This is a genomic window from Stenotrophomonas humi (assembly GCF_001431415.1).
In the GTDB taxonomy this organism is placed as follows: Bacteria; Pseudomonadota; Gammaproteobacteria; order Xanthomonadales; family Xanthomonadaceae; genus Stenotrophomonas; species Stenotrophomonas humi.
This window is the reverse complement of the sequence record NZ_LDJI01000028.1, coordinates 11,787-29,800: the sequence shown is the minus strand read 5'-3', so window position 1 is coordinate 29,800 and position 18,014 is coordinate 11,787. Positions and strand designations below refer to the sequence as shown.

Below are 18,014 nucleotides of genomic sequence, written 5' to 3'. Positions count from 1 at the left end.
TTGCTGCAAAAATCCCGGGCACGCCGCGTGTACCCGGGATTCGCATCTGCAACTGCCTGCAACGCAGGAGTGCTTACTGCTGCACCGACTCGCGCATTGCAGCGGCGCGCAGTTCGGCGGCGCGTACGAGTACGCGCGGCGGGTGGCTTTCTTCCGGAATGGCCAGCAACTGGTGACGGCGCAGCCAGTCACCGGCGCGACGCGACGATGTCCATGCCACCACCGGCACCGCCAGTGCCATGCCGATCACCACCGGTGCCATCCAGGCAGCCAGCGGAGGCGATACGGCGTAGGCCATCGCCCCCATCACCAGGCCGAACACACTCAGCCCGCCGTAGCTGCGCAGCAACGTGCCGAAGGAAACAGTGCCGTCATCGCGCTGCTGTGCGTCCCAGCCCGAATCCTTGCCGGCCAGCACTTCGGATACACCACGCGACTGCACGTACATCACCACCGGTGCCATCAACGCCGCCAGCAGCGTTTCCAGCAACACCGACACCAATGCGCGCAATGCACCACCGCAACCAATGCGCTCGCTGCGCGCGGTAAGCATCGCCATGTAACCCATCATCTTGGGCGCCAGCAGCACCGCCATGGTCACGGCGAAAACCCACACCACGCCCTGCTGGTCCAGGCCGCGCCAGTACTGCGCGGGCGACACTTTCAAGTGCAGCTCTTCGACCAGGTCGATGCCGCCGTGAATCAACGGAATGGCGATGCCGATCAGCATCAACATCGCCCACATCGGCGCGGTGAAGTAATGGCCGATGCCGATCATCATGTGCACGCGGCTGATCCAATGCAGGCCGGGCGTCGCCACCACCTTGGAGTGCTGCAGGTTGCCCTGGCACCAGCGCCTGTCGCGGATGAGCATGTCGGTCAGCGTCGGCGGGCCTTCTTCATAGCTGCCCTGCAGGTACGGCACCATGTGCGCGGCCCAGCCACCACGGCGCATCAGCGCAGCCTCGACAAAGTCATGGCTGAGGACGTGGCCGCCGAACGGCTTGCGCCCCGGCAGTTCCGGCAGGCCGGCCTGCTCGGCGAAAGCCTGGGTGCGGATCACCGCGTTGTGGCCCCAGTAGTTGCTCTCGGCGCCGTGCCACCAGGCCACGCCGTAGGCCATCACCGGCCCGTACACGCGGCCACCAAACTGCTGCATGCGGGCGAACGCGGTGCGGCCGTTGACCACCGCCGGCAGCGACTGGATCAAACCGACGCTGGGGTGTTTTTCCATGGCCGAGGTCAACCGCACGATCACGTCGCCGGTCATCAGGCTGTCCGCGTCGAGGATCAGCATCTGCGGATAGGCACCGCCGAACCGGCGCACCCAATCAGCGATGTTGCCGGCCTTGCGGCCGACGTTGCTGGCACGGCGACGGTAGAACAGCCGCTCGGCACCACCGGTCTCCTCGACCAGTCGCAGGAACACCTGTTCCTCGGCGCGGCCGATGTCGTCACGGGTGGTGTCGCTGAGCACGAAGAAATCGAAACGATCCAGCTGACCGGTGGCCGCGACCGATTCGTAGATCGCCTGCAACCCGGCCATCATCCGGCGCGGGTCCTCGTTGTAGGTGGGCATCAACAAGGCGGTGCGCGTTTCCAGCACCGGCAGCGGCGTATCCGGGTAGATGCCAAGCTTGCGGCGGCCGCGCAGCAGTGCCTGCAGGCCGGCCAGACTGCCGACGAAGGACAATGCGATCCACGCAAACAGCGCCACGAACAGCACCAACAGGCAGCCTTCGAGCACGTTGATGCCGCCATTGGCCAGTACACGGGCCATCATCCCGGTGGCGACCGCGGTCATCACCGCGGTGGTGCCGAACACGTAGAGCCGGCGCAGGCCGATGTTGGGCGGCGCGGTTTCCTGCCGACGAACCTTGAGCTTGCCCTCGCGCAGCGACTGCTCCGGCATCTGCAACGGATGCTCGGCCGGCAGCACGGCCATGCCGGCATCCAGCCCCGTGGCGACCGCTACAGGCTTGCTGCTGGAAAGGATGGGGGTGGCGCTGCTCATCGATCGCTCCGCTGCGGCGTCACCGCGCGATCATTGCCTTGTGCGGAAAGGCGCGTTGCACCGTGCCATTCACTGCTTGCGTGTTGCACCGGAATTCCTTGAAGGGAGAACGTGACGTGCGGAAAAAACTAGAAGATCAAACTTAAACCTGCGGCAAACGCGCTGATGCCACCTTGTTGATGTGCCCTGCCTCAGGCACCGCGGGAGCCCCCTCAACCGCATCACCCGCCACTTTCCGGGTGCCCCGCCACGGCCATGCGCCGTTGCGTAGCAGCAGATTATCCACAATGGGGAAGCCTCACCGCCAGCGGGGCCGGCATCACCGGCGCCTCGGCTTTGGCGCGAACGCAATGGACAACGGCCGGCTTCATCGCGGCTTTTCTGCGCCAGGTGCGGCCGCACGGGGTATCTGGCGGGCATTCAGCCATGCATAACGCTGGCTAAACCGCGTTGCCCGCCTCGTGCCGCGAGGCAGGGTTTCAGCAATGGAAGACCGGGGTGCCGCGCGTCATGGGCGCGGCACGGGTGGCCGGCAATGCGCGTAGGTGACGCCTCAGGGCGTGCGCGCGGACAGCAGACCCAGGCGACGGAACCACATTTCCAGCGGCACCGTCACCAGCGGCGGCACCGCTGCGACCAGCGCCACCAGCATTGCCCACAGCGGCCAGCGCAGCTTGATCCAGGCGTACAGGCACACCACCACATAGAACAGGAAGGCCATGCCATGCAGCGGCCCGAAGATCCGCACCCCCAGGTCGGTGATTTCCAAGCCACGCTTGAGCAGCATGCCAATCAACAGTCCGGCCCAGGTCACGCCTTCAATCATTGCGGCAGTGGCGAACAGCTTCCCGGTGGGGGACATGGGTTTGGCGGGCATTGCGGCTCCGGTGGGTGGAAGAGGACCGGAGATTCTAGGCGAAAGGGCTGGGCGGGAGTGGAGATGCGTGGTGAGCAAGAGAGGGCAGCAGCAGAAGCACCCTACCCTTCGCTCGCTCCTGGCTCAAAGCCAGCCACGCCGTTTGAACCACGCCAGCGGCACCACGATGCTCAACACGATCACCGCCAGCGCTATCCAATAGCCGAAATGCCAATGCAGCTCCGGCATCGTGGCGAAGTTCATGCCCCAGATGCCGACCAGGACCGTTGGCGGAATGCCCACCACCGAGGCCACCGCCATCACCTTCATCACTTCGTTCTGGTCCATGTTGATCAGGCCCAGAACGCTGTCGAGCAGGAATTCGTTGCGGTCACCCAGCTGCTGCTCGAACTCGCTGAGCGAGGTGATGTCCTTGAGCACCAGCTTGATCCGCTTGTGTGCGTCGGCGCCGAACCACTCCGGCGCGGATTCGTCCAGGTAATTCATCATCCGCAGCAGGCCATGCAAGGTGTTGTGCAGCGCGCCGATATGACGCCCCATCACCCCTACTTCGTGCAGCATGCGTTCCAGCCGTCGGGGTGTGCGGCGGCCCTTGGGCTTGTTGAAGGCCTGCCGCGAGAACTCGCTCATGCTGCTCTCCAGCGATTCGAGCAGGTCGGCCAGATAGTCGACGATGCGTTCGATCATGCGCAGGAACAGATCGGCGGGGCCAACGCAGGGGTGCTTGCCCAGTTCGGCCTCCAGCGCGGTGAACGCATCCACGGGATGTTCGCGCTGCACCACCAGGGCGTTGGGCGCGACCACGAACCCGAGCGGTGCCACCACCTGCGCCGCCTCGTACTGGAAACGCGGCAGGTTCAGCACCAATGCCTCGCCTTCCATCCGCACCCGGCTGCTGAACTCGATCTCGCTGATGCCGGCCCGATCCGGGATTGGAAACCCGACCTGCTGCGCTGCCTGTGCCAGTTCTTCCGGCGTGGGTTGGCAAAGGTCCACCCACAAGGCGGACTTCGCACCCGATCCTGCTTCAACAATGGTCCGGCAATGCAGCATGGGGCGCGCCTCGAACAAAGAACCTGTCGGCATCCTCCATCCATCTGGCGACCGCGTAAAGGCACCCGCCCGGGCAAGGCAGGGCTTGCGGTGGACGGCACCTCCTCCCTCCGGGCTACGGCTATTGCACAGCGCCACCGGCTTCACGCAAGCTCTGCGTTCCCTTCGCCAACAGTCCAGCCATGCAAGACAACATCATCCAGATCATCCCCGCCGACGGCTGGGTCGCCGTATTTGAAGAGAATGGTGAAGAGAGCGCGCAGACGCTGGTGTGCTTTGCCATTGTGGAAGAAGCCGGCAAGCGCGCGGTGCGCCCGATGCTCGCCAACGGCAAGGTAATCAGCCTCGCCGACACCCTGCCCAACTTCGTGCGCGTTGAAGAGCTGGAAGCGTTCGAGGAAGAGGACGAGGAAGAAGAGGACGAAGAAGAGGGCGACGAGGAAGAAGAAGACGAGGAAGAAGAGGAAGAAGAAGAAGCCTGAACCCTTCGCTCCCTGGGCGGCCGGTGCAATGCCGGCTGCCTTGCGTGCCCGCCGCGTTCCGGGCACGCCGCCATGGCGTTTCGGGGCACAGGCCCCACACATGGCACGCTTCCGATCAGGTCGCACGCGCCGGTGACCGCCACCGACACCCTTCTTGTCATCACCCCGTCACTCCCTGCCGCAACGCTGCGCGGTCGTACCCGCCGCGATGGCCCTGCGCATGAAACTCCGCTTCTCCCTGCTTTTCCTTGCCGGCACCCTCGCCGCCTCCGCACCGCCCCTATCAGCCAATGAACTGCCCAGGCTGCCGCTCACTCAGCACGGTGGCAGTTGGGAGTCCGGCCATGTCCAGGGCATCGCAGTGGACATGCGCGGCGGCTACATCTACTACTCCTTCACCAATCTGCTGGCGCGCTACGACTTCAGCGGAAAGCTGATCGGCACGCTGGTGGGCTGGACCGGCCACCTCGGCGACCTGGATTTCAATGCAGCCGATGGCAAGGTCTACGGCTCGCTGGAGTACAAGAAGGATGAGGCGTTCTACATTGCGGTGATCGATGTCGCGCGGATCGATCGCGTGGGCATCAACGCAAAGGACGTGGACATCCTGCGGACGGTGTACCTGCCGGAAGTGGTGGCCGACTACACCGCCGATGTGAACGGGGATGGTACGTTCGATGGCGACGATGGCAGGTACCACGACAACGTGACGGCCTCACCGGATCATCGCTACGGCTGCTCAGGCATCGACGGCGTTTCGTTCGGTCCGCAGTTCGGACGCACCAATGGCCCGCAGTTGCTTACGGTTGCCTATGGCATCTACGGCAACACCACGCGCAGCGACAATGATCACCAGGTGCTGCTGCAATACGACATCACGGACTGGCATCGCCTCGCCCACCCGCTGAACGAAAGCGCTCCTCATCGCAGTGGACCTGGAACAGTGGATGGCAAGTACTTCGTGCGTACCGGCAACACCAGTTATGGCGTGCAGAACCTGGCGTACGACGCGGCACAGCAGCGATGGTTCATGGGTGTGTACCCGGGCAAAAAGCCCAGCTTCCCCAACTACCTGATGTTTGCCGTTGATGCACAGGCAGAACCACAGCGGGGCAGCCTGATCGGTGTTCCCGGAAAACATGGCCGGCGCTGGGAACAAGGCCTGTTGCTGCCACTGGCCGATGCAGGATTGAGGGACGAAACCACCGGCATCCGTGGCTGGAAGCAGAAAGCCGATGTCGGCCTGCAACCTGTCGGCGATGGCCTGTTCTATCTGGTTGGAAACTCGAAGGAAGACGGCAAGCAGCGTGCGGACCTCCAGCTGATGCGCTGGAGCGACGATGCGCAACAGCCTTTCATCCGTGTGGATGCGGACCGGCGGTGAAGCACACCCCGCCGTAGCATCAGCTTCAGCCGTGAAGCTGATGGCGCCGACCGGGTCCCTGCAGATGCGTGCGTTGCGCAACCTGAGCGTGTGCCCGCTCCGCGGCTGAAGCCGCTCTGCATGCCTCATCCGCGCGCCCTTCATACGGTGGCGTATGCGTGGCACACAAGAAAAACCAGATTCACACATCTGCATCTGCATGGGGAAAACGTAAAGTTTCTGTAATTGTCCGGACGTATCGTTGCGCCGCTTGCACGGCGGAACCTCAGCTGTGTGCGGTACTCCCACACTCCTCCGGAACAGATCCATGCTCGAATTGAAGAAGCCGGCGCTGGTCAGCGCCATCCTTGCTGCGCTTTGCGTTTCGCCTGATGCATTCGCCCAACAGACCGACACCGCCACCGTGCAGAACATCGGTACCGGCAGCCTGCGTGGCCGCGTGCTCAATACCGCCACCGGCGACTACGTGCGCAACGCCGAAGTACGTGTCGAAGGCAGCCGCAACGTCACCTACACGCAGGAAGGTGGCCACTTCCAGCTCACCGGCATTCCAGCAGGTGACGTCACGGTGCTGGTGAAATACACCGGCCTGCAGGATTCCCGCTCAACCGTCAGCATCGAGGCGGGCAAGGCCGGCGTGCTGGATGTCGCGCTGAAGGCACCGTCCTACGTGGCCGGCGGCGGCGATGCCACCGACCTGGACATGATCAAGGTCACTGCGTCGCGCGATGGCCAGGCCAGCGCCATCATGGAGCGCCGTGCGGCGATGAACGCCAAGAACGTGGTGGCCGCCGACAACTACGGCGCGCTGACCATGGGCGATGTGGGCGAGTTCATGAAGTCGATGCCGGGCCTGTCCCTGGACTACACCGAAGTCGACGCCACCGCCGTGCGCATCGGCGGCCTGGATCCGAAGTATTCGACCTTCACCACCGATGGCGCGCGCATGGCCACGGCCACGTCGAACAACAATTCAGGCCGCCAGAACTCCTTCGAGCAGATGTCGATCACCGGCATCGAGTCGATCGAGTTGAACCACACGCTCACCGCGGCGATGGAAGCCGACGCACCGGGCGGCAACATCAACCTGCGCAGCAAGTACGCCTTCCAGCGCACCAAGCGCGACCTGGTGTTCCAGCTGGGCGCGGTGGGCACGTCGGACTCCACCTGGTCGGGCAAGTACTTTCCGGATGACAAGAAACACTCGACCATCTACCCGTCCGGCCAGTTCGGTTTCGGCGATGTGTTCATGGATGGCCGGTTCGGCGTGGAATTCAACGCCAGCTACAACGCCAACTACGTGCAGCAGGACCGCATCCAGACCGACTACGCCTACAAGCCCGATGGCAGCGCGATGCCCTACCGGGTGATGTGGCGCCCCGGCCCGAAGATGACCAGCCGTACTGCTGCGAACCTGAGCCTGGACTATCAGATCACCGACAACCTGGTCGCCTCGCTGCGTAGCACCTACTCCATGTACGACGTGGAGTACTTCAACCAGTACACCTACCTGATCTTCGGCACCACGTCGAAATCCGAAGCTGCACCGGGCTCCACGCCCAACCACATCGTGGTCAACCCCAACGGAACCAATACACGCCTGCACACGCAGTACTCGCACCGCTACGCGGGCACGCCTGCGTACCTCATCGCACCCAAGCTCGAGTACAAGGGCGAGAGTTGGGAGGCGGTGCTGCGCGGCAGCTACTCGGGCGCCGAATTCAATTTCCGCGACAACAGCAAGGGCTTCTTCCAGCGTACCGACAGCTGGCTGACCGGTATCGGCTTCACCCTGGATCGCCCGTCGGAAAGCTCGCACGAGTGGAACCTGGCGCAGACCGGCGGACGCCCGTGGAACGACCCGACCAACTTCAACCGGGATACCGCCATCGGCTACAACGTGCGCACGGCCGAGTCGGACGCGGTCAACGACCAGTCCGGCGTCAACCTCGACCTGAAAAAGCACTTCACCTGGCTGGACAACCCACTCACCCTGATGGGCGGCCTGGGCACACGTCGCAATGACTGGCGCACCAACGAAGGGTCCTGGCAGCAGTACAAGTATGTCGGCCCCAATGGCAGCCAGACCGATCCGTCCTCGACCATCCCGTGGACCGAGAACTACGACTTCGAGATCATCGGTACCGGTGCGGGCAACATGAACCAGCAGGGCTGGCGCGCCGACAGCAACTACGCGATGTACGACATCTTCAAGGACCACCCGGAGTATTTCGAGGCCGATGTGGTGGGCAACCTCAAGCGTCGGCTGGACAACAACAAGCGCATCCAGGAGGACGTGGATGCGGCCTACATCGAAGCGGAGACGCGGATCGGCGATGCCCGCTTCGATCTCGGCCTGCGCTACGAGAAGACCAAGACCGCAGCACGCATGGCCGATGTGCGGCCGCTCAGCGAAGTCACCGCCGCCGGGCTGGACCCGAACACCGTCGCAGGCGTGATGTTCCAGTACAACAACGGCCGCTATGTCACCCGTCGCGGCGACTACGACGATTTCTTCCTCAGTGGCGGCATGAAGTACGACTTCACCGACAAGCTGGTCGGCCAGTTGTCCTTCAGTGAATCGATCCTGCGCCCGGATTACGGCAACCTCGGCGGCGTGGTGTCGGTGAACGAAGACACCATGATCGTCACCGTGCCCAACGCCCAGCTCAAGCCCGAGCACTCCACCAAGTACTACGCCAGCCTGCAGTACTACCTGGAGCCGTCGGGCATGCTCGGCCTGTCCTACTACAAGCTGGACATGCAGGACATGCAGGTCACCGGCATCACGGTCGATCCGGAAAGCGTCGGCTTCAATCCCGGCGACTACGAGGGCTACACCTTCCGCAGCGCGCAGAACCTGCCCGGTACCAGCACCAACGAAGGCATGGTGCTGGAGTACAACCAGCAGCTCACCTTCCTGCCCGGTGCGTTCAAGGGCCTGAGCGTGTACGGCTCGCTGACCCAAGTGAATCCGGACGGCCCGCGCCAGAACATTCCCAAGGAAGCCGCCAACTGGGGCATTCGCTACAACTACGGGCGCTTTGATTTCCAGGTCAACGGCAACTACCAGTCCAGCCACCGCATCAGCGCGCTGAGCAACACGCCGACCAGCGCCAACAACGGCATCCTCTACCGTGACTCGCGCGAGCTCTGGAACATCAGCGCCAGCTACAAGCTCACCGACAACATCGACGTGATGCTGTCCGGCCGCAACATCTTCAACGCACCGGAAGTCATCTATTCCAACATCCCCAGCCGCGTGCAGATGTACACGGTCTACGGCTCGATGTGGAACTTCGGCATCCGCGGGCGCTTCTGAGCAAAAGAAACGCAGCAGTCCAGAGCCCCTCTCCCGCATGCGGGAGAGGGGTTGGGGTGAGGGCAGATTTCAAGCACAACGACTTCACCGCCCTTCCCCATCTCCCCACAACGCTTTGCCAGGATTCCCACAATGACCCTCAACATAGACCGCCGTCGCCTGATCATCGGCGCCGGCCTTGGCCTGGGTGCCCTGTTGTTGCCGGCAGGCAAGCTGCTTGCCGCTGAAGTGCTCAACGCCAAGGGCTTCACCCACAACGTCGCCAGCGGCGAACCCGGCAGTGATTCGATGCTGCTGTGGACGCGTTACGTGCCGCGCGGTACTTCCGACGAAGTCCGCCTGCAGGCAGAGATGGCGCTGGACCCGGCGTTCACCCGTGTGATCGGCGGCGCCACGGTACGCACCGGTGCCTACCGCGACTGGACCGCCAAACTCACCATCGACGGCCTGCAGCCGGGCACCACCTACTGGTACCGCTTCATCGCGCCCGATGGCAGCGTCTCAGCGGTGGGCCGCACCCGTACCTTGCCGGTAGGTGATGTGGCCAGCTTCAAGCTCGGCCTGTTCTCCTGCGCCAACCTGCCCATCGGTTGGTTCAACGCCTACGCACACGCCGCCGAACGCGACGACATGGATCTGTGGCTGCACGTCGGCGATTACATCTATGAGTACGGCATCGCGTCCTACAAACCGCAGGATCGGATTGCCGAGCGCGACGTCATGCCGGCACACGATCACGAGATGGTGTCCCTGCTCGACTACCGCATGCGCCTTGCCTGTTACCGCGCCGATGCCGATCTTCAGAAGCTGCATCAGATGGCGCCGATGGTGGCACTGTGGGACGACCACGAAATCACCAACGACAGCTGGGAAGGTGGCGCACAGAACCACCAGCCGGACAAGGAAGGCGACTGGAACATCCGCAAGGCGGCAGCGGTGCAGGCCTACCGTGAATGGATGCCGGTTTCCGAAGAGCCGTGGAAAGCCTATTCAATCGGCACACTGGCCACGCTGTATCGCACCGAGTCGCGGTTGATCGGCAGGACCCAGCCGGCCGATATCAAAAACGCCTTTGCCGCAGGTACCGATGCCGCACTGGAAGTCTTCCGTGATGGGCCGTGGCAGGACGCCTCCGCGACGATGCTGGGCCTGGAGCAGGAAAGCTGGCTGCATCACGCCCTGCAAGCCAACGCGCGCAGCAGTCACTGGCAACTGGTGGGCATGGGCACGATTCTGGGCCGTACCGTGATGCCGCAGGAAACCGTGGGCTGGCTGCGACCGGAAGCCAGCGACCGTAGCCGCGAAGCGTTCAAGGACAACGTGCGCGCCGCGCGCCTTGGGCTGCCGATGTGGATGGACCGCTGGGACGGCTATCCCGCCGCGCGCTCGCGCCTGCTGCGTGCCGCCCAGCAGGCCGACGCCAACCTGGTGATGCTCTCCGGTGACAGCCACAACGCCTGGGCATTCTCGCTGCAGGAGGACGGCCGACCGGCCGGCGTGGAGTTCGCGGTGCAGGCCGTCACCTCCGGTGGCATCGAAGGCAGCATGGCGACCGATCCGCGCAACGTGGCCAAAGCGTTCATGGCAACCAATCCGGAAATCAGCTGGTGCGACACCTCACAGCGCGGCTACGCGATGATCGAGATCACGCCGCAACAGGTCAGCAGCGAGTGGGTGTTCATGCAGGACATCAAGACGCGCGGTACTGCGGTTGCCGGGACACATCGAATGCGCGTGGAGCAGGATCGTAAAGTGTTCGCAGGGTGAGAAACCCTCCCGCCGTGAAACCGAGCGGATGCCGAAGCACGAACCGACCGCGCATTGATTGGGCCCCCGCTTCAGCCCAGGTGCTGCGAGCGGGAGTTGCGGTGAGGGGAAGCCGAAGCCGGGAAAACCCGGCACGTTTCGCGCTCCCCTCTCCCGCTTCTTCGGTACGCATTCTCCTGCCAAGGAGAAGCGGGCAACCGCACCAAGTCCCCGCGAACTGCCGGCGATCCGACTCTCCGATTTCCGGTACTGATTTCCCGCTTACCTGCTTCGCGTCTCCCTCTGCCAGGACATCGGCGTCCACCGGACACCAATTCAGTGATGCCTGGCATGGGCTCTGCCGGACCCTGATTTCCTGCCGCCACCGTCCTGCTTGTTGACCGTTGCCCAGCCAATGCGCGCGGCATCCTGCTTCGACCTGCCATCTTCGCGCTCACGCTGCTGGATGTGTTCAGCCTGGCGTTTCTGTTTCCCGTATAAGCGCGTTCTTCACCGCGTGTCATCACCACTCTCCGGACCTGTGTGCCTGCATACGCTGGACGCAGTTGCGTGATCAGCACGCCGAAGATTCCTCGAAACCCGCTCGCATGAGTTTCGAACTGTGCATTCAGCACGACGCTTCATGCTTCGTTCTGCAACGTGATCATGCGACGCATTGGCAACTCACATCACCAGCGCGCGGTGTTAACACGCGCCCCCCTAGGGTGAAACCGGATTCAGTGCATCGAGTCCAGCCCCCATCACCAGATGGAGAACCAAAACATGAAGCACTTGAACGTTCGCAATCTGCTTTTTGCTGCGGCATTACTGCCGGCATGCGCGCCCGTCGCGGTGGCCGCTACCAGCGATCCGCGCGCACAGGAAAGTGGCCATGACAAGGTGGCCAGCACCCACTCCGAGCAACCCGGCAGCGATACCTGGATCACCACCAAGGTAAAAGCCGACCTGCTTGCCACCAAGGATGTGCCCGGCATGGAGTTGAAGGTCGAAACCGTCAATGGCGTGGTGTCCCTGAGTGGCAATGTCGGCACACAGGCTGAAGCCGACCGTGCGGTCGCCGTGGCACGCAAGATCGAGGGCGTGAGCCGCGTGGACAGCTCGGGTATCGTCGTGGGTCATGCCGCGCACGGACGCTGATCCACACATTTCCCGTCATGCCCCTGGCAGCCCCCCATGCCAGGGGCATGCGTACCCAGCCCCGGAAAAGGCAGACTCCAATGGATACGCTCCACCTGTTTCTCGAAGGCCCCGGTCGCGAAACCATCCCAGTCACTACCCTGGACGCTGAGTCGTATGGCTCACCCCAGGTCACGAACGAAGCCACGCGCCGCACCCTGGTCGATGACAACGGCAACATTGCCGAACAGACCGACAAGAGCGGCTACCGCTATCAGTTCCGTGAACGTTTCGGCATCTGGTCGTTGATCGTCTCGGATTAGAGGCGCCCCCTCCTCTTCATGCTGGCTGCAGCTTTCCCGCTGCCTCCGGCGTCGCTCCAGAGCAGCATGGCAAGGCCCCGATCCGGGGCCTTGCCTGTTTACAGCGACATCAATGTTTGGGCGCCATCCGGTCTTTCTGCGACGCCTGCCTGTCCTGCATGTCCTTCTGGTGGCTCGGCTCGGTGCGCGACGCCTGCCGCGAAGGATTGGCCTTCTGCGCGTCATCCACACCCGGACGCCCCGGCCGGTTCTGGTCCATCTTCTGCGGCGGGTTGGGGTGCTGCTTGCTGCCCATCGTCTACCTCCACATCACGGCACACTGCCGCACCAGCAGCCTGCGCGCCCAACGGTTATCTCGCTGTAACCCCTTGTGTGCGTCCCGCTACAAACGTAACCAGGCAACACCACCACATTAGCCGCTGCGACCCGGGCGACAATCCGCGCCTCAGGCAACGACCAAAGCACCGATGAACAGGCCCACACCGAATACCGCATGCGTTGCTGCGCTCTGCACGCGTGCACGCCAAGGCTTCGGTGTGCGTGATGCCGCCACACCGGCACCGAACGCCGGCTGGATCACGCACCACGGCACGATCACGGTCGCCACGCCGAACACCAGCGCCGGTGCCAGCGTGGGCTGACGAAGCCAGCCCTCCCCCGCCACCATCCACAACAGCAGTGCGAACAGGATGCCGAGCGCATAGTGCGCACCCCAACCCAGCAGGCGCTCATGGGGTATCGGCGTGCTGTGCTGGATTGGACGATGCCACCAGCGCCCTTCACGCATGTGCCCAAGCCAGCGGCCAACCAGCGCATAGTCCAGTGTCGGCAGGCCCATCCAGCGCAGCAACAACGCCCATCCATCCATCACCAGTGTGGCGACACCGCCGAGCACCACGATTCGTATTGCCCACTCCGACGTCGTCACGGCGCTTTCCTCTCCACTGGATTCCTGTTCTCATCCAGTCTGCTAGTTGAAGTCGACTTGAGGTCAAGCATGCAGGAGCTCGACATCGGCCAGGTCAGCCGCCAGTCCGGCCTGCCCGCCTCCACGCTGCGTTACTACGAAGCGCGCGGGCTCGTCCATCCACTGGGCCGCAAGGGACTGCGCCGCGTCTACGATGCGGCGGTGATGCAGCGGCTGGCATTGATCGCGCTGGGCCGCGCTGCGGGCTTTTCGCTCGACGAGATCGCCGGCATGTTCGACGCCCACGGCCAGTTCGCGATGGACCGCCCGCTGCTGTTGCGCAAGGCCAACGATCTCGATAGGCACATCGCGCGCCTGCAGGCACTGCGCGACGGCCTGCGTCATGCGGCCCGCTGCCAGCAGGCTGACCACCTGCAATGCCCGACATTCCAGTGCCTGATGAACAAGGCGCTGCGCCGGCAGGCCCCGCAGCGCGCAGCCGTGTCAGCAGGAAACAAGGGACCAGGGTAACGGGCACGTACTGCCCTGGCCCCCTGCGGCGCAATCATGCGCCAATCGCATCACTCAACTGCCAAGCTCGATACGGGCAACACTTTCCTCGCCGCCCTTCGGGTCGGCTTCGCCGTTCTTGATGCTCACGTACAGCACGTTGTTCTTCGCATCCAGCGCAAGGCTGTTGGGGTGCGTAGGCACCGACCAGCTTGCCAGCTGCTGATAGCTGTCGCTGTCATACGCAGTGACCGTGCCGGCCTCGCGGTTGGTCACATACAGCCGCTTGCGCGGTGCGTCCAGCAGGATGCCCAGCGGGCCGGCATCGGTCGCAATGCTGGCAAGCTCCTGCCCGGTGCTGCGGTCGAGTACCAGCACGCGCTTGCCCGGATGACGCGAGACGAAGCCCGCGATGCTGTTGCCCTGGTAACTGCGGATCATCTCCAGCCCCTGGTCGGTGACGAACAGGCGCGGGCTGGAAGGATCCAGCGCGATGTTCATCGGCTGCTCGGCACTGATCCTGAAGCGCTGCTCAACCTTGCCGCTGTCGGTGCCAACCCTGACCAGTTCCCCCAACAGGTTGGAGGTGTATACCTGCTTGCCCGCCGTATCCAGGGCCAACCCCGGTGCCTTGGCGTTGCCCAGTCCGGCGATGGTGTCGACCAGCGTCAACGACTGCGTATCCACCACGAACAGCACACTGCCTTCCTGCGAGTGGCCGGTGACGTACAGGCGATGATTCGGCGCATCGACCACCAGCTCACGCAGGTCATGGCTGTAGTACGACTTGCCGTCCTTGCCGACCACCTTTTCCATCAGCTGCACGGTGCCAATGGCTTTGTTCTGCGCGGTATCCACCACCGTCACCGAGGTATCGACGGTATTGCCCACGTAGAGACGATGACCGACATCATCGAGCACTACGCCGAACGCCTTGCGCTCCAGCGGAATGCGCGCCTGCACGGCCAGCGTTTTCGGATCCAGGCGCAGTACCTGCGCGGGGCCGGCGTCATCACCAAACCCGCCGGAGGAGGCCACGAACAGAGCATTCTGCAAGGGGCTGTAAGCCAGTTCGTAAAGACCCTTGGCCACGGCCTGACGTTGCACACCCGCAGCAGCGGCGGTGTGGGCGGCGGCTGGCGCGGCGGCGAAGGCGCCCGGTGCAGCCAGCGCAAAAGACACCGTCAGCGCAAGCGCGACGGAACGGGACAGGAAAGATGGAGACATTGCGAGCTTCCTTGATAGGGCACGGAGGGTGTCCTGGCTCGCTGGGCCGTCTTCGAACGGCAGGGCCTGCGGAATCGCGGGCTGGCTTGCTGGTGGCGGCATGGTAGGCAAAACCGGCCGGCACGTCGAGCATTTGCTCATACCACGCCGCCCCCCATCGCGGCACGACGCGCGAAATCAGAAAACAAAGAACCGGGATCAGGGTCGAATCAACGCCGCGCCGGCAGGCCTAACCAACACCGCCGGCAGCCACCCGACGCAACGCCAGGTTGTACACGGTGGCGTAGACCGCTGTGACCGAAAGCGGGACAGCCATCGTGCGCACGATCTCCGGCGTACCGGCCAACCAGTGGACGCTGCTCAGCAGGGCCAAAGAGGACAGCACCGCAACCAGCGGCGGCAGCCAGGTGCCGACGCTCCCTGGGTACCGGGCCGACAACGCCTCGATCATGCGCTTGAGAAACAGCGTGATCAGTGCGGATAGCGTGCCTTGCACCACGCCCGCAATCAGCGGCCCCGGCATCGGATGCGCACTGTTTGCGAACGCCGCCCAGCCGCCCATCGCGATGAAGGCCACTGCCATGTGCACTGCGCTGCTGCGGCTGGCTGTCGACGCTGACTTCATCATTTCCCTGCCTGATCAGTAATCGGATGACACAAAATTTCCATGACGGACAACGCGGATGAACTCATCCTTCCAGCCCAAGGAAGATGCGCATGCGCTCCAGCTCCGCGTTGCATGCCGAGCGGAACGCAGCATCACGCGGTGCACGACCGTCCACATAACCGAATTGCGACTGCAGCTCACCTCCGGCGACACTGAGGTTGGCCCAGCCGATCACCCGGTCATGCCACAACAGCGGCAACGCGTAGTAACCGAGCTTGCGCTTGGGTGCGGGTGTGTAGGCCTCGAAACGATACGCCCAGCCCCAGAACAACTCGAAACGGCGCCGGTCCCACACCACTGGATCGAACGGCGTCAGCAGCCGCACCGCATCATCGGGCTTCCAGCGTGCCGCGCGTGGATTCTCGTCCGCTGGCCAGTACCAGTCCACACCGTCAATGCGGGCCGTGCCCAGGCGCTCACGTGCACGCTTGAGCGCGGCAGCGCGCAGGCCCTGCCACTGTGGCACGCCGCTGCGCAGGTATCCCAGCAGCTGCCCCAGACTGGCCGCCGGCAGCGGTGCGTACTTGCGTACGACGATGTCGAGCAGCGCATCCAGGCGCGCATGGGCCACCAACTCGTCTACCGGCGCCGCATCCCCGCCGCGCAGGGCATAGACGCGTGTGCCACCGTCGCGGCGCGCCACGCGCAACATGCCCCGGTAGTGCATGCCATCGAGCAACTGGGTACTGGCATTGGACGAGCCGCCAAACCAGTTGGTGGTCTTGCCATGGGCGAAGTGCGCATCCACTTCACGCGGGTGCACCGCCCCGCGTTCGGCAATGAACTCCCGCACCGCGTGCGCCTGCTTCCAACGTGTCGGCGTCCATACCACGCGCGCCTCGCGCGGGTGCATCAATGCATGGTGCTCGCGCGGCAGAAAGCCGTAGTTGACGAAGAAGTCCTCTTCCAGGGCCAATCGCGGATAGCGCTGCTCCAGCTCGCCGGCACGGTAGCCGCTGACCCGGTGACGCAAGGTCAGGTCCTGCGCCCGCGCAGGTGCCCGGATGGGATCGGCCTGGACAAAGCCCAGCTTGCCGATCGCCCGCATCAACGTGGTCGGCTTGAACAGCGAGCGGGCGACCGCGTAGCGGCGCAGGTGGTCGAGGTTGAGGGTCATGGACCAATCATGACCAAAACCTGCGCCGGAGTCAGGTACGACTGCACTCGGCCTCCCCAGGCGCTCCCGGGTGACCGGAGACAGCGGGACTGATCCGACGAGGAACCCGGGTTCGTGCCACTCCAGCCCAAAGGCCGGATTGATCACGCTCTTCGGGAAATCCCCCATGCCATTCATTGCACTGCGCTGACACTTTCTGCTTCCACTTTGGCGATGCAAGGGATGGATGGCCACGCCAGCATTCCTGTGCAGCATCAGCTGCGAACAAGGATCCCCCGATGAATCGGATTTCCATCTTCCCGCTACTGCTCGGCTTTGTTCTGCTCTCGACAATGTTCGCCGCCCCCTCCCACGCGGGAGGTGTCATCGAATGCAACAACTGCCCATCCACCCGAAATGCCGCGATCTCGGGGGGTATCGGATTGACCCTGGTCGTCGACTTCAGCAATGCCAGACTGACGGCTTACAACGTTGAGTACGACAGGGAACTGAGACGCTGGCGCACCCTTCCCGCCTCCGTACCCACGCAGATATCCGCAGCGTTCTACCGTGTACTTGATGCGTCAGGAACGGTCACGGCGCCAAGGGGCAGCTCCCCTCCGAACCAGGGCGTCAAGGAGCCAAAAACCCTACCCAGGAAGGGTGACGGAGGCATGATAGTTACCCTTCACCCGGACAATCCCCAGCATTCAAATCCCTTGGGAGCCAGCTTTCCCAATGCCTATCGAGATTCCAATGCGCATGAGATTGTTCAGTCGGCCACATTCAAGTCTCGGCTGGGTCAGCAGTTGGCTACCGACCTCGCTGGTGCGAATACCGACAATGCCGCCTGGAACTCCATCGCACTTTCCGTGCAGAAGCTGGCCTTGAACTGGGGCGAAAAATTCGGCGCCGGCGCAATCACGATAGTGATCACCTGGCGCGATGGCTCACGGACGACCTACCGGATAACGCAGGACAATGTGGCTGAAGCCAAATACGTCAAGGGCGAGAGCCGTGACAACATTGGAAACAAAATCCCCGACGAGACAATCGCTCAGCCTCAGACCGCCCCCGAGTACGCTGGTGGGTACTACTTCGGTGAAGTGGATGCAGGCGGATCGAGGAACCTGGAAAGGTGGATGCAGGCTGCACAGATGTACGGAATCCCGATCACAGGCTCTTCTGCAGGCCGAAATCGCATGTCCTGCGGATGGGACGGCCGGACGCTGAAATGCGTGGTGAGATGAGCCACCGTGTCATTGCTGG

16 protein-coding genes are annotated in these 18,014 nt (G+C 63.6%); 8 read left to right on the top strand and 8 right to left on the bottom strand.

The genetic code is table 11. From position 1 onward, the window contains the following. Positions 1-73 precede the first annotated feature (73 nt). From mdoH to ABB26_RS14990, 3 genes are all read right to left on the bottom strand, one after another. The gene (gene mdoH / locus ABB26_RS15000; RefSeq protein WP_057635516.1) at positions 74-2,014 is read right to left on the bottom strand and encodes a glucans biosynthesis glucosyltransferase MdoH; all 1,941 of its coding nucleotides are present in this window, start codon (positions 2,012-2,014) and stop codon (positions 74-76) included. 553 nt (positions 2,015-2,567) lie between these two features. Then, positions 2,568-2,876, bottom strand: a complete 309-nt coding sequence (locus tag ABB26_RS14995) for a DUF3817 domain-containing protein (RefSeq protein ID WP_057635515.1) — start codon at positions 2,874-2,876, stop codon at positions 2,568-2,570. A gap of 138 nt (positions 2,877-3,014) precedes the next feature. Then, positions 3,015-3,944 (bottom strand): CorA family divalent cation transporter, encoded by a 930-nt coding sequence (locus ABB26_RS14990; RefSeq protein ID WP_057635514.1) that lies wholly within the window; start codon positions 3,942-3,944, stop codon positions 3,015-3,017. Between the two features lie 182 nt (positions 3,945-4,126). Between ABB26_RS14990 and ABB26_RS19315 the strand changes: the two genes are divergently transcribed. From ABB26_RS19315 to ABB26_RS14960, 6 genes are all read left to right on the top strand, one after another. Beyond that, entirely contained in the window at positions 4,127-4,426 is a 300-nt protein-coding gene (locus ABB26_RS19315) for a hypothetical protein (RefSeq protein WP_057635513.1), read from the top strand. A 220-nt stretch (positions 4,427-4,646) separates the two neighbouring features. Next, positions 4,647-5,810, top strand: coding sequence for a hypothetical protein (locus tag ABB26_RS14980; RefSeq protein ID WP_057635551.1), 1,164 nt, complete (start codon positions 4,647-4,649; stop codon positions 5,808-5,810). 307 nt (positions 5,811-6,117) lie between these two features. Further along, positions 6,118-9,132 (top strand): TonB-dependent receptor domain-containing protein, encoded by a 3,015-nt coding sequence (locus tag ABB26_RS14975; RefSeq protein WP_057635512.1) that lies wholly within the window; start codon positions 6,118-6,120, stop codon positions 9,130-9,132. A gap of 132 nt (positions 9,133-9,264) precedes the next feature. Next, on the top strand, positions 9,265-10,899 hold the full coding sequence (locus ABB26_RS14970; protein WP_057635511.1) for an alkaline phosphatase D family protein: 1,635 nt from the start codon (positions 9,265-9,267) through the stop codon (positions 10,897-10,899). A gap of 762 nt (positions 10,900-11,661) precedes the next feature. Beyond that, positions 11,662-12,036, top strand: a complete 375-nt coding sequence (locus ABB26_RS14965; protein WP_057635550.1) for a BON domain-containing protein — start codon at positions 11,662-11,664, stop codon at positions 12,034-12,036. Positions 12,037-12,116: 80 nt separating this feature from the next. Further along, entirely contained in the window at positions 12,117-12,338 is a 222-nt protein-coding gene (locus ABB26_RS14960; RefSeq protein WP_057635510.1) for a hypothetical protein, read from the top strand. Positions 12,339-12,447: 109 nt separating this feature from the next. Here ABB26_RS14960 and ABB26_RS14955 read toward each other — a convergent pair whose 3' ends face one another. Next, complete coding sequence (locus ABB26_RS14955) at positions 12,448-12,633, bottom strand: hypothetical protein (protein WP_057635509.1); 186 nt, start codon at positions 12,631-12,633, stop codon at positions 12,448-12,450. A 150-nt stretch (positions 12,634-12,783) separates the two neighbouring features. After that, positions 12,784-13,266, bottom strand: a complete 483-nt coding sequence (locus tag ABB26_RS14950; RefSeq protein ID WP_083490864.1) for a DUF2938 domain-containing protein — start codon at positions 13,264-13,266, stop codon at positions 12,784-12,786. Between the two features lie 69 nt (positions 13,267-13,335). Between ABB26_RS14950 and ABB26_RS14945 the strand changes: the two genes are divergently transcribed. Then, entirely contained in the window at positions 13,336-13,776 is a 441-nt protein-coding gene (locus ABB26_RS14945) for a helix-turn-helix domain-containing protein (protein ID WP_057635508.1), read from the top strand. Positions 13,777-13,830: 54 nt separating this feature from the next. On the opposite strand, the gene ABB26_RS14940 is transcribed toward ABB26_RS14945, so the two are convergent. The 3 genes from ABB26_RS14940 to ABB26_RS14930 form a co-directional block, all read right to left on the bottom strand. Beyond that, entirely contained in the window at positions 13,831-14,982 is a 1,152-nt protein-coding gene (locus ABB26_RS14940) for a YncE family protein (RefSeq protein WP_057635507.1), read from the bottom strand. A gap of 229 nt (positions 14,983-15,211) precedes the next feature. Further along, complete coding sequence (locus tag ABB26_RS14935; RefSeq protein WP_152982701.1) at positions 15,212-15,607, bottom strand: hypothetical protein; 396 nt, start codon at positions 15,605-15,607, stop codon at positions 15,212-15,214. A gap of 64 nt (positions 15,608-15,671) precedes the next feature. Beyond that, on the bottom strand, positions 15,672-16,766 hold the full coding sequence (locus ABB26_RS14930) for a DNA glycosylase AlkZ-like family protein (protein WP_057635505.1): 1,095 nt from the start codon (positions 16,764-16,766) through the stop codon (positions 15,672-15,674). A 278-nt stretch (positions 16,767-17,044) separates the two neighbouring features. Here ABB26_RS14930 and ABB26_RS14925 point away from each other — a divergent pair, with 278 nt between their 5' ends. Further along, the gene (locus ABB26_RS14925; protein ID WP_057635504.1) at positions 17,045-17,995 is read left to right on the top strand and encodes a hypothetical protein; all 951 of its coding nucleotides are present in this window, start codon (positions 17,045-17,047) and stop codon (positions 17,993-17,995) included. Positions 17,996-18,014 lie beyond the last annotated feature (19 nt).

What these genes read in the sequence shown, in the direction of transcription:
- ABB26_RS14995 (WP_057635515.1), bottom strand. Translation starts at nt 2,876, where the DNA reads ATGTCCCCCACCGGGAAGCTGTTCGCCACTGCCGCAATGATTGAAGGC.
- mdoH (WP_057635516.1), bottom strand. Translation starts at nt 2,014, where the DNA reads ATGAGCAGCGCCACCCCCATCCTTTCCAGCAGCAAGCCTGTAGCGGTC.
- ABB26_RS14945 (WP_057635508.1), top strand. Translation starts at nt 13,336, where the DNA reads ATGCAGGAGCTCGACATCGGCCAGGTCAGCCGCCAGTCCGGCCTGCCC.
- ABB26_RS14965 (WP_057635550.1), top strand. Translation starts at nt 11,662, where the DNA reads ATGAAGCACTTGAACGTTCGCAATCTGCTTTTTGCTGCGGCATTACTG.
- ABB26_RS14935 (WP_152982701.1), bottom strand. Translation starts at nt 15,607, where the DNA reads ATGAAGTCAGCGTCGACAGCCAGCCGCAGCAGCGCAGTGCACATGGCA.
- ABB26_RS14930 (WP_057635505.1), bottom strand. Translation starts at nt 16,766, where the DNA reads ATGACCCTCAACCTCGACCACCTGCGCCGCTACGCGGTCGCCCGCTCG.
- ABB26_RS14990 (WP_057635514.1), bottom strand. Translation starts at nt 3,944, where the DNA reads ATGCTGCATTGCCGGACCATTGTTGAAGCAGGATCGGGTGCGAAGTCC.
- ABB26_RS14940 (WP_057635507.1), bottom strand. Translation starts at nt 14,982, where the DNA reads ATGTCTCCATCTTTCCTGTCCCGTTCCGTCGCGCTTGCGCTGACGGTG.
- ABB26_RS14925 (WP_057635504.1), top strand. Translation starts at nt 17,045, where the DNA reads ATGAATCGGATTTCCATCTTCCCGCTACTGCTCGGCTTTGTTCTGCTC.
- ABB26_RS14955 (WP_057635509.1), bottom strand. Translation starts at nt 12,633, where the DNA reads ATGGGCAGCAAGCAGCACCCCAACCCGCCGCAGAAGATGGACCAGAAC.
- ABB26_RS14970 (WP_057635511.1), top strand. Translation starts at nt 9,265, where the DNA reads ATGACCCTCAACATAGACCGCCGTCGCCTGATCATCGGCGCCGGCCTT.
- ABB26_RS14980 (WP_057635551.1), top strand. Translation starts at nt 4,647, where the DNA reads ATGAAACTCCGCTTCTCCCTGCTTTTCCTTGCCGGCACCCTCGCCGCC.
- ABB26_RS14975 (WP_057635512.1), top strand. Translation starts at nt 6,118, where the DNA reads ATGCTCGAATTGAAGAAGCCGGCGCTGGTCAGCGCCATCCTTGCTGCG.
- ABB26_RS14960 (WP_057635510.1), top strand. Translation starts at nt 12,117, where the DNA reads ATGGATACGCTCCACCTGTTTCTCGAAGGCCCCGGTCGCGAAACCATC.
- ABB26_RS19315 (WP_057635513.1), top strand. Translation starts at nt 4,127, where the DNA reads ATGCAAGACAACATCATCCAGATCATCCCCGCCGACGGCTGGGTCGCC.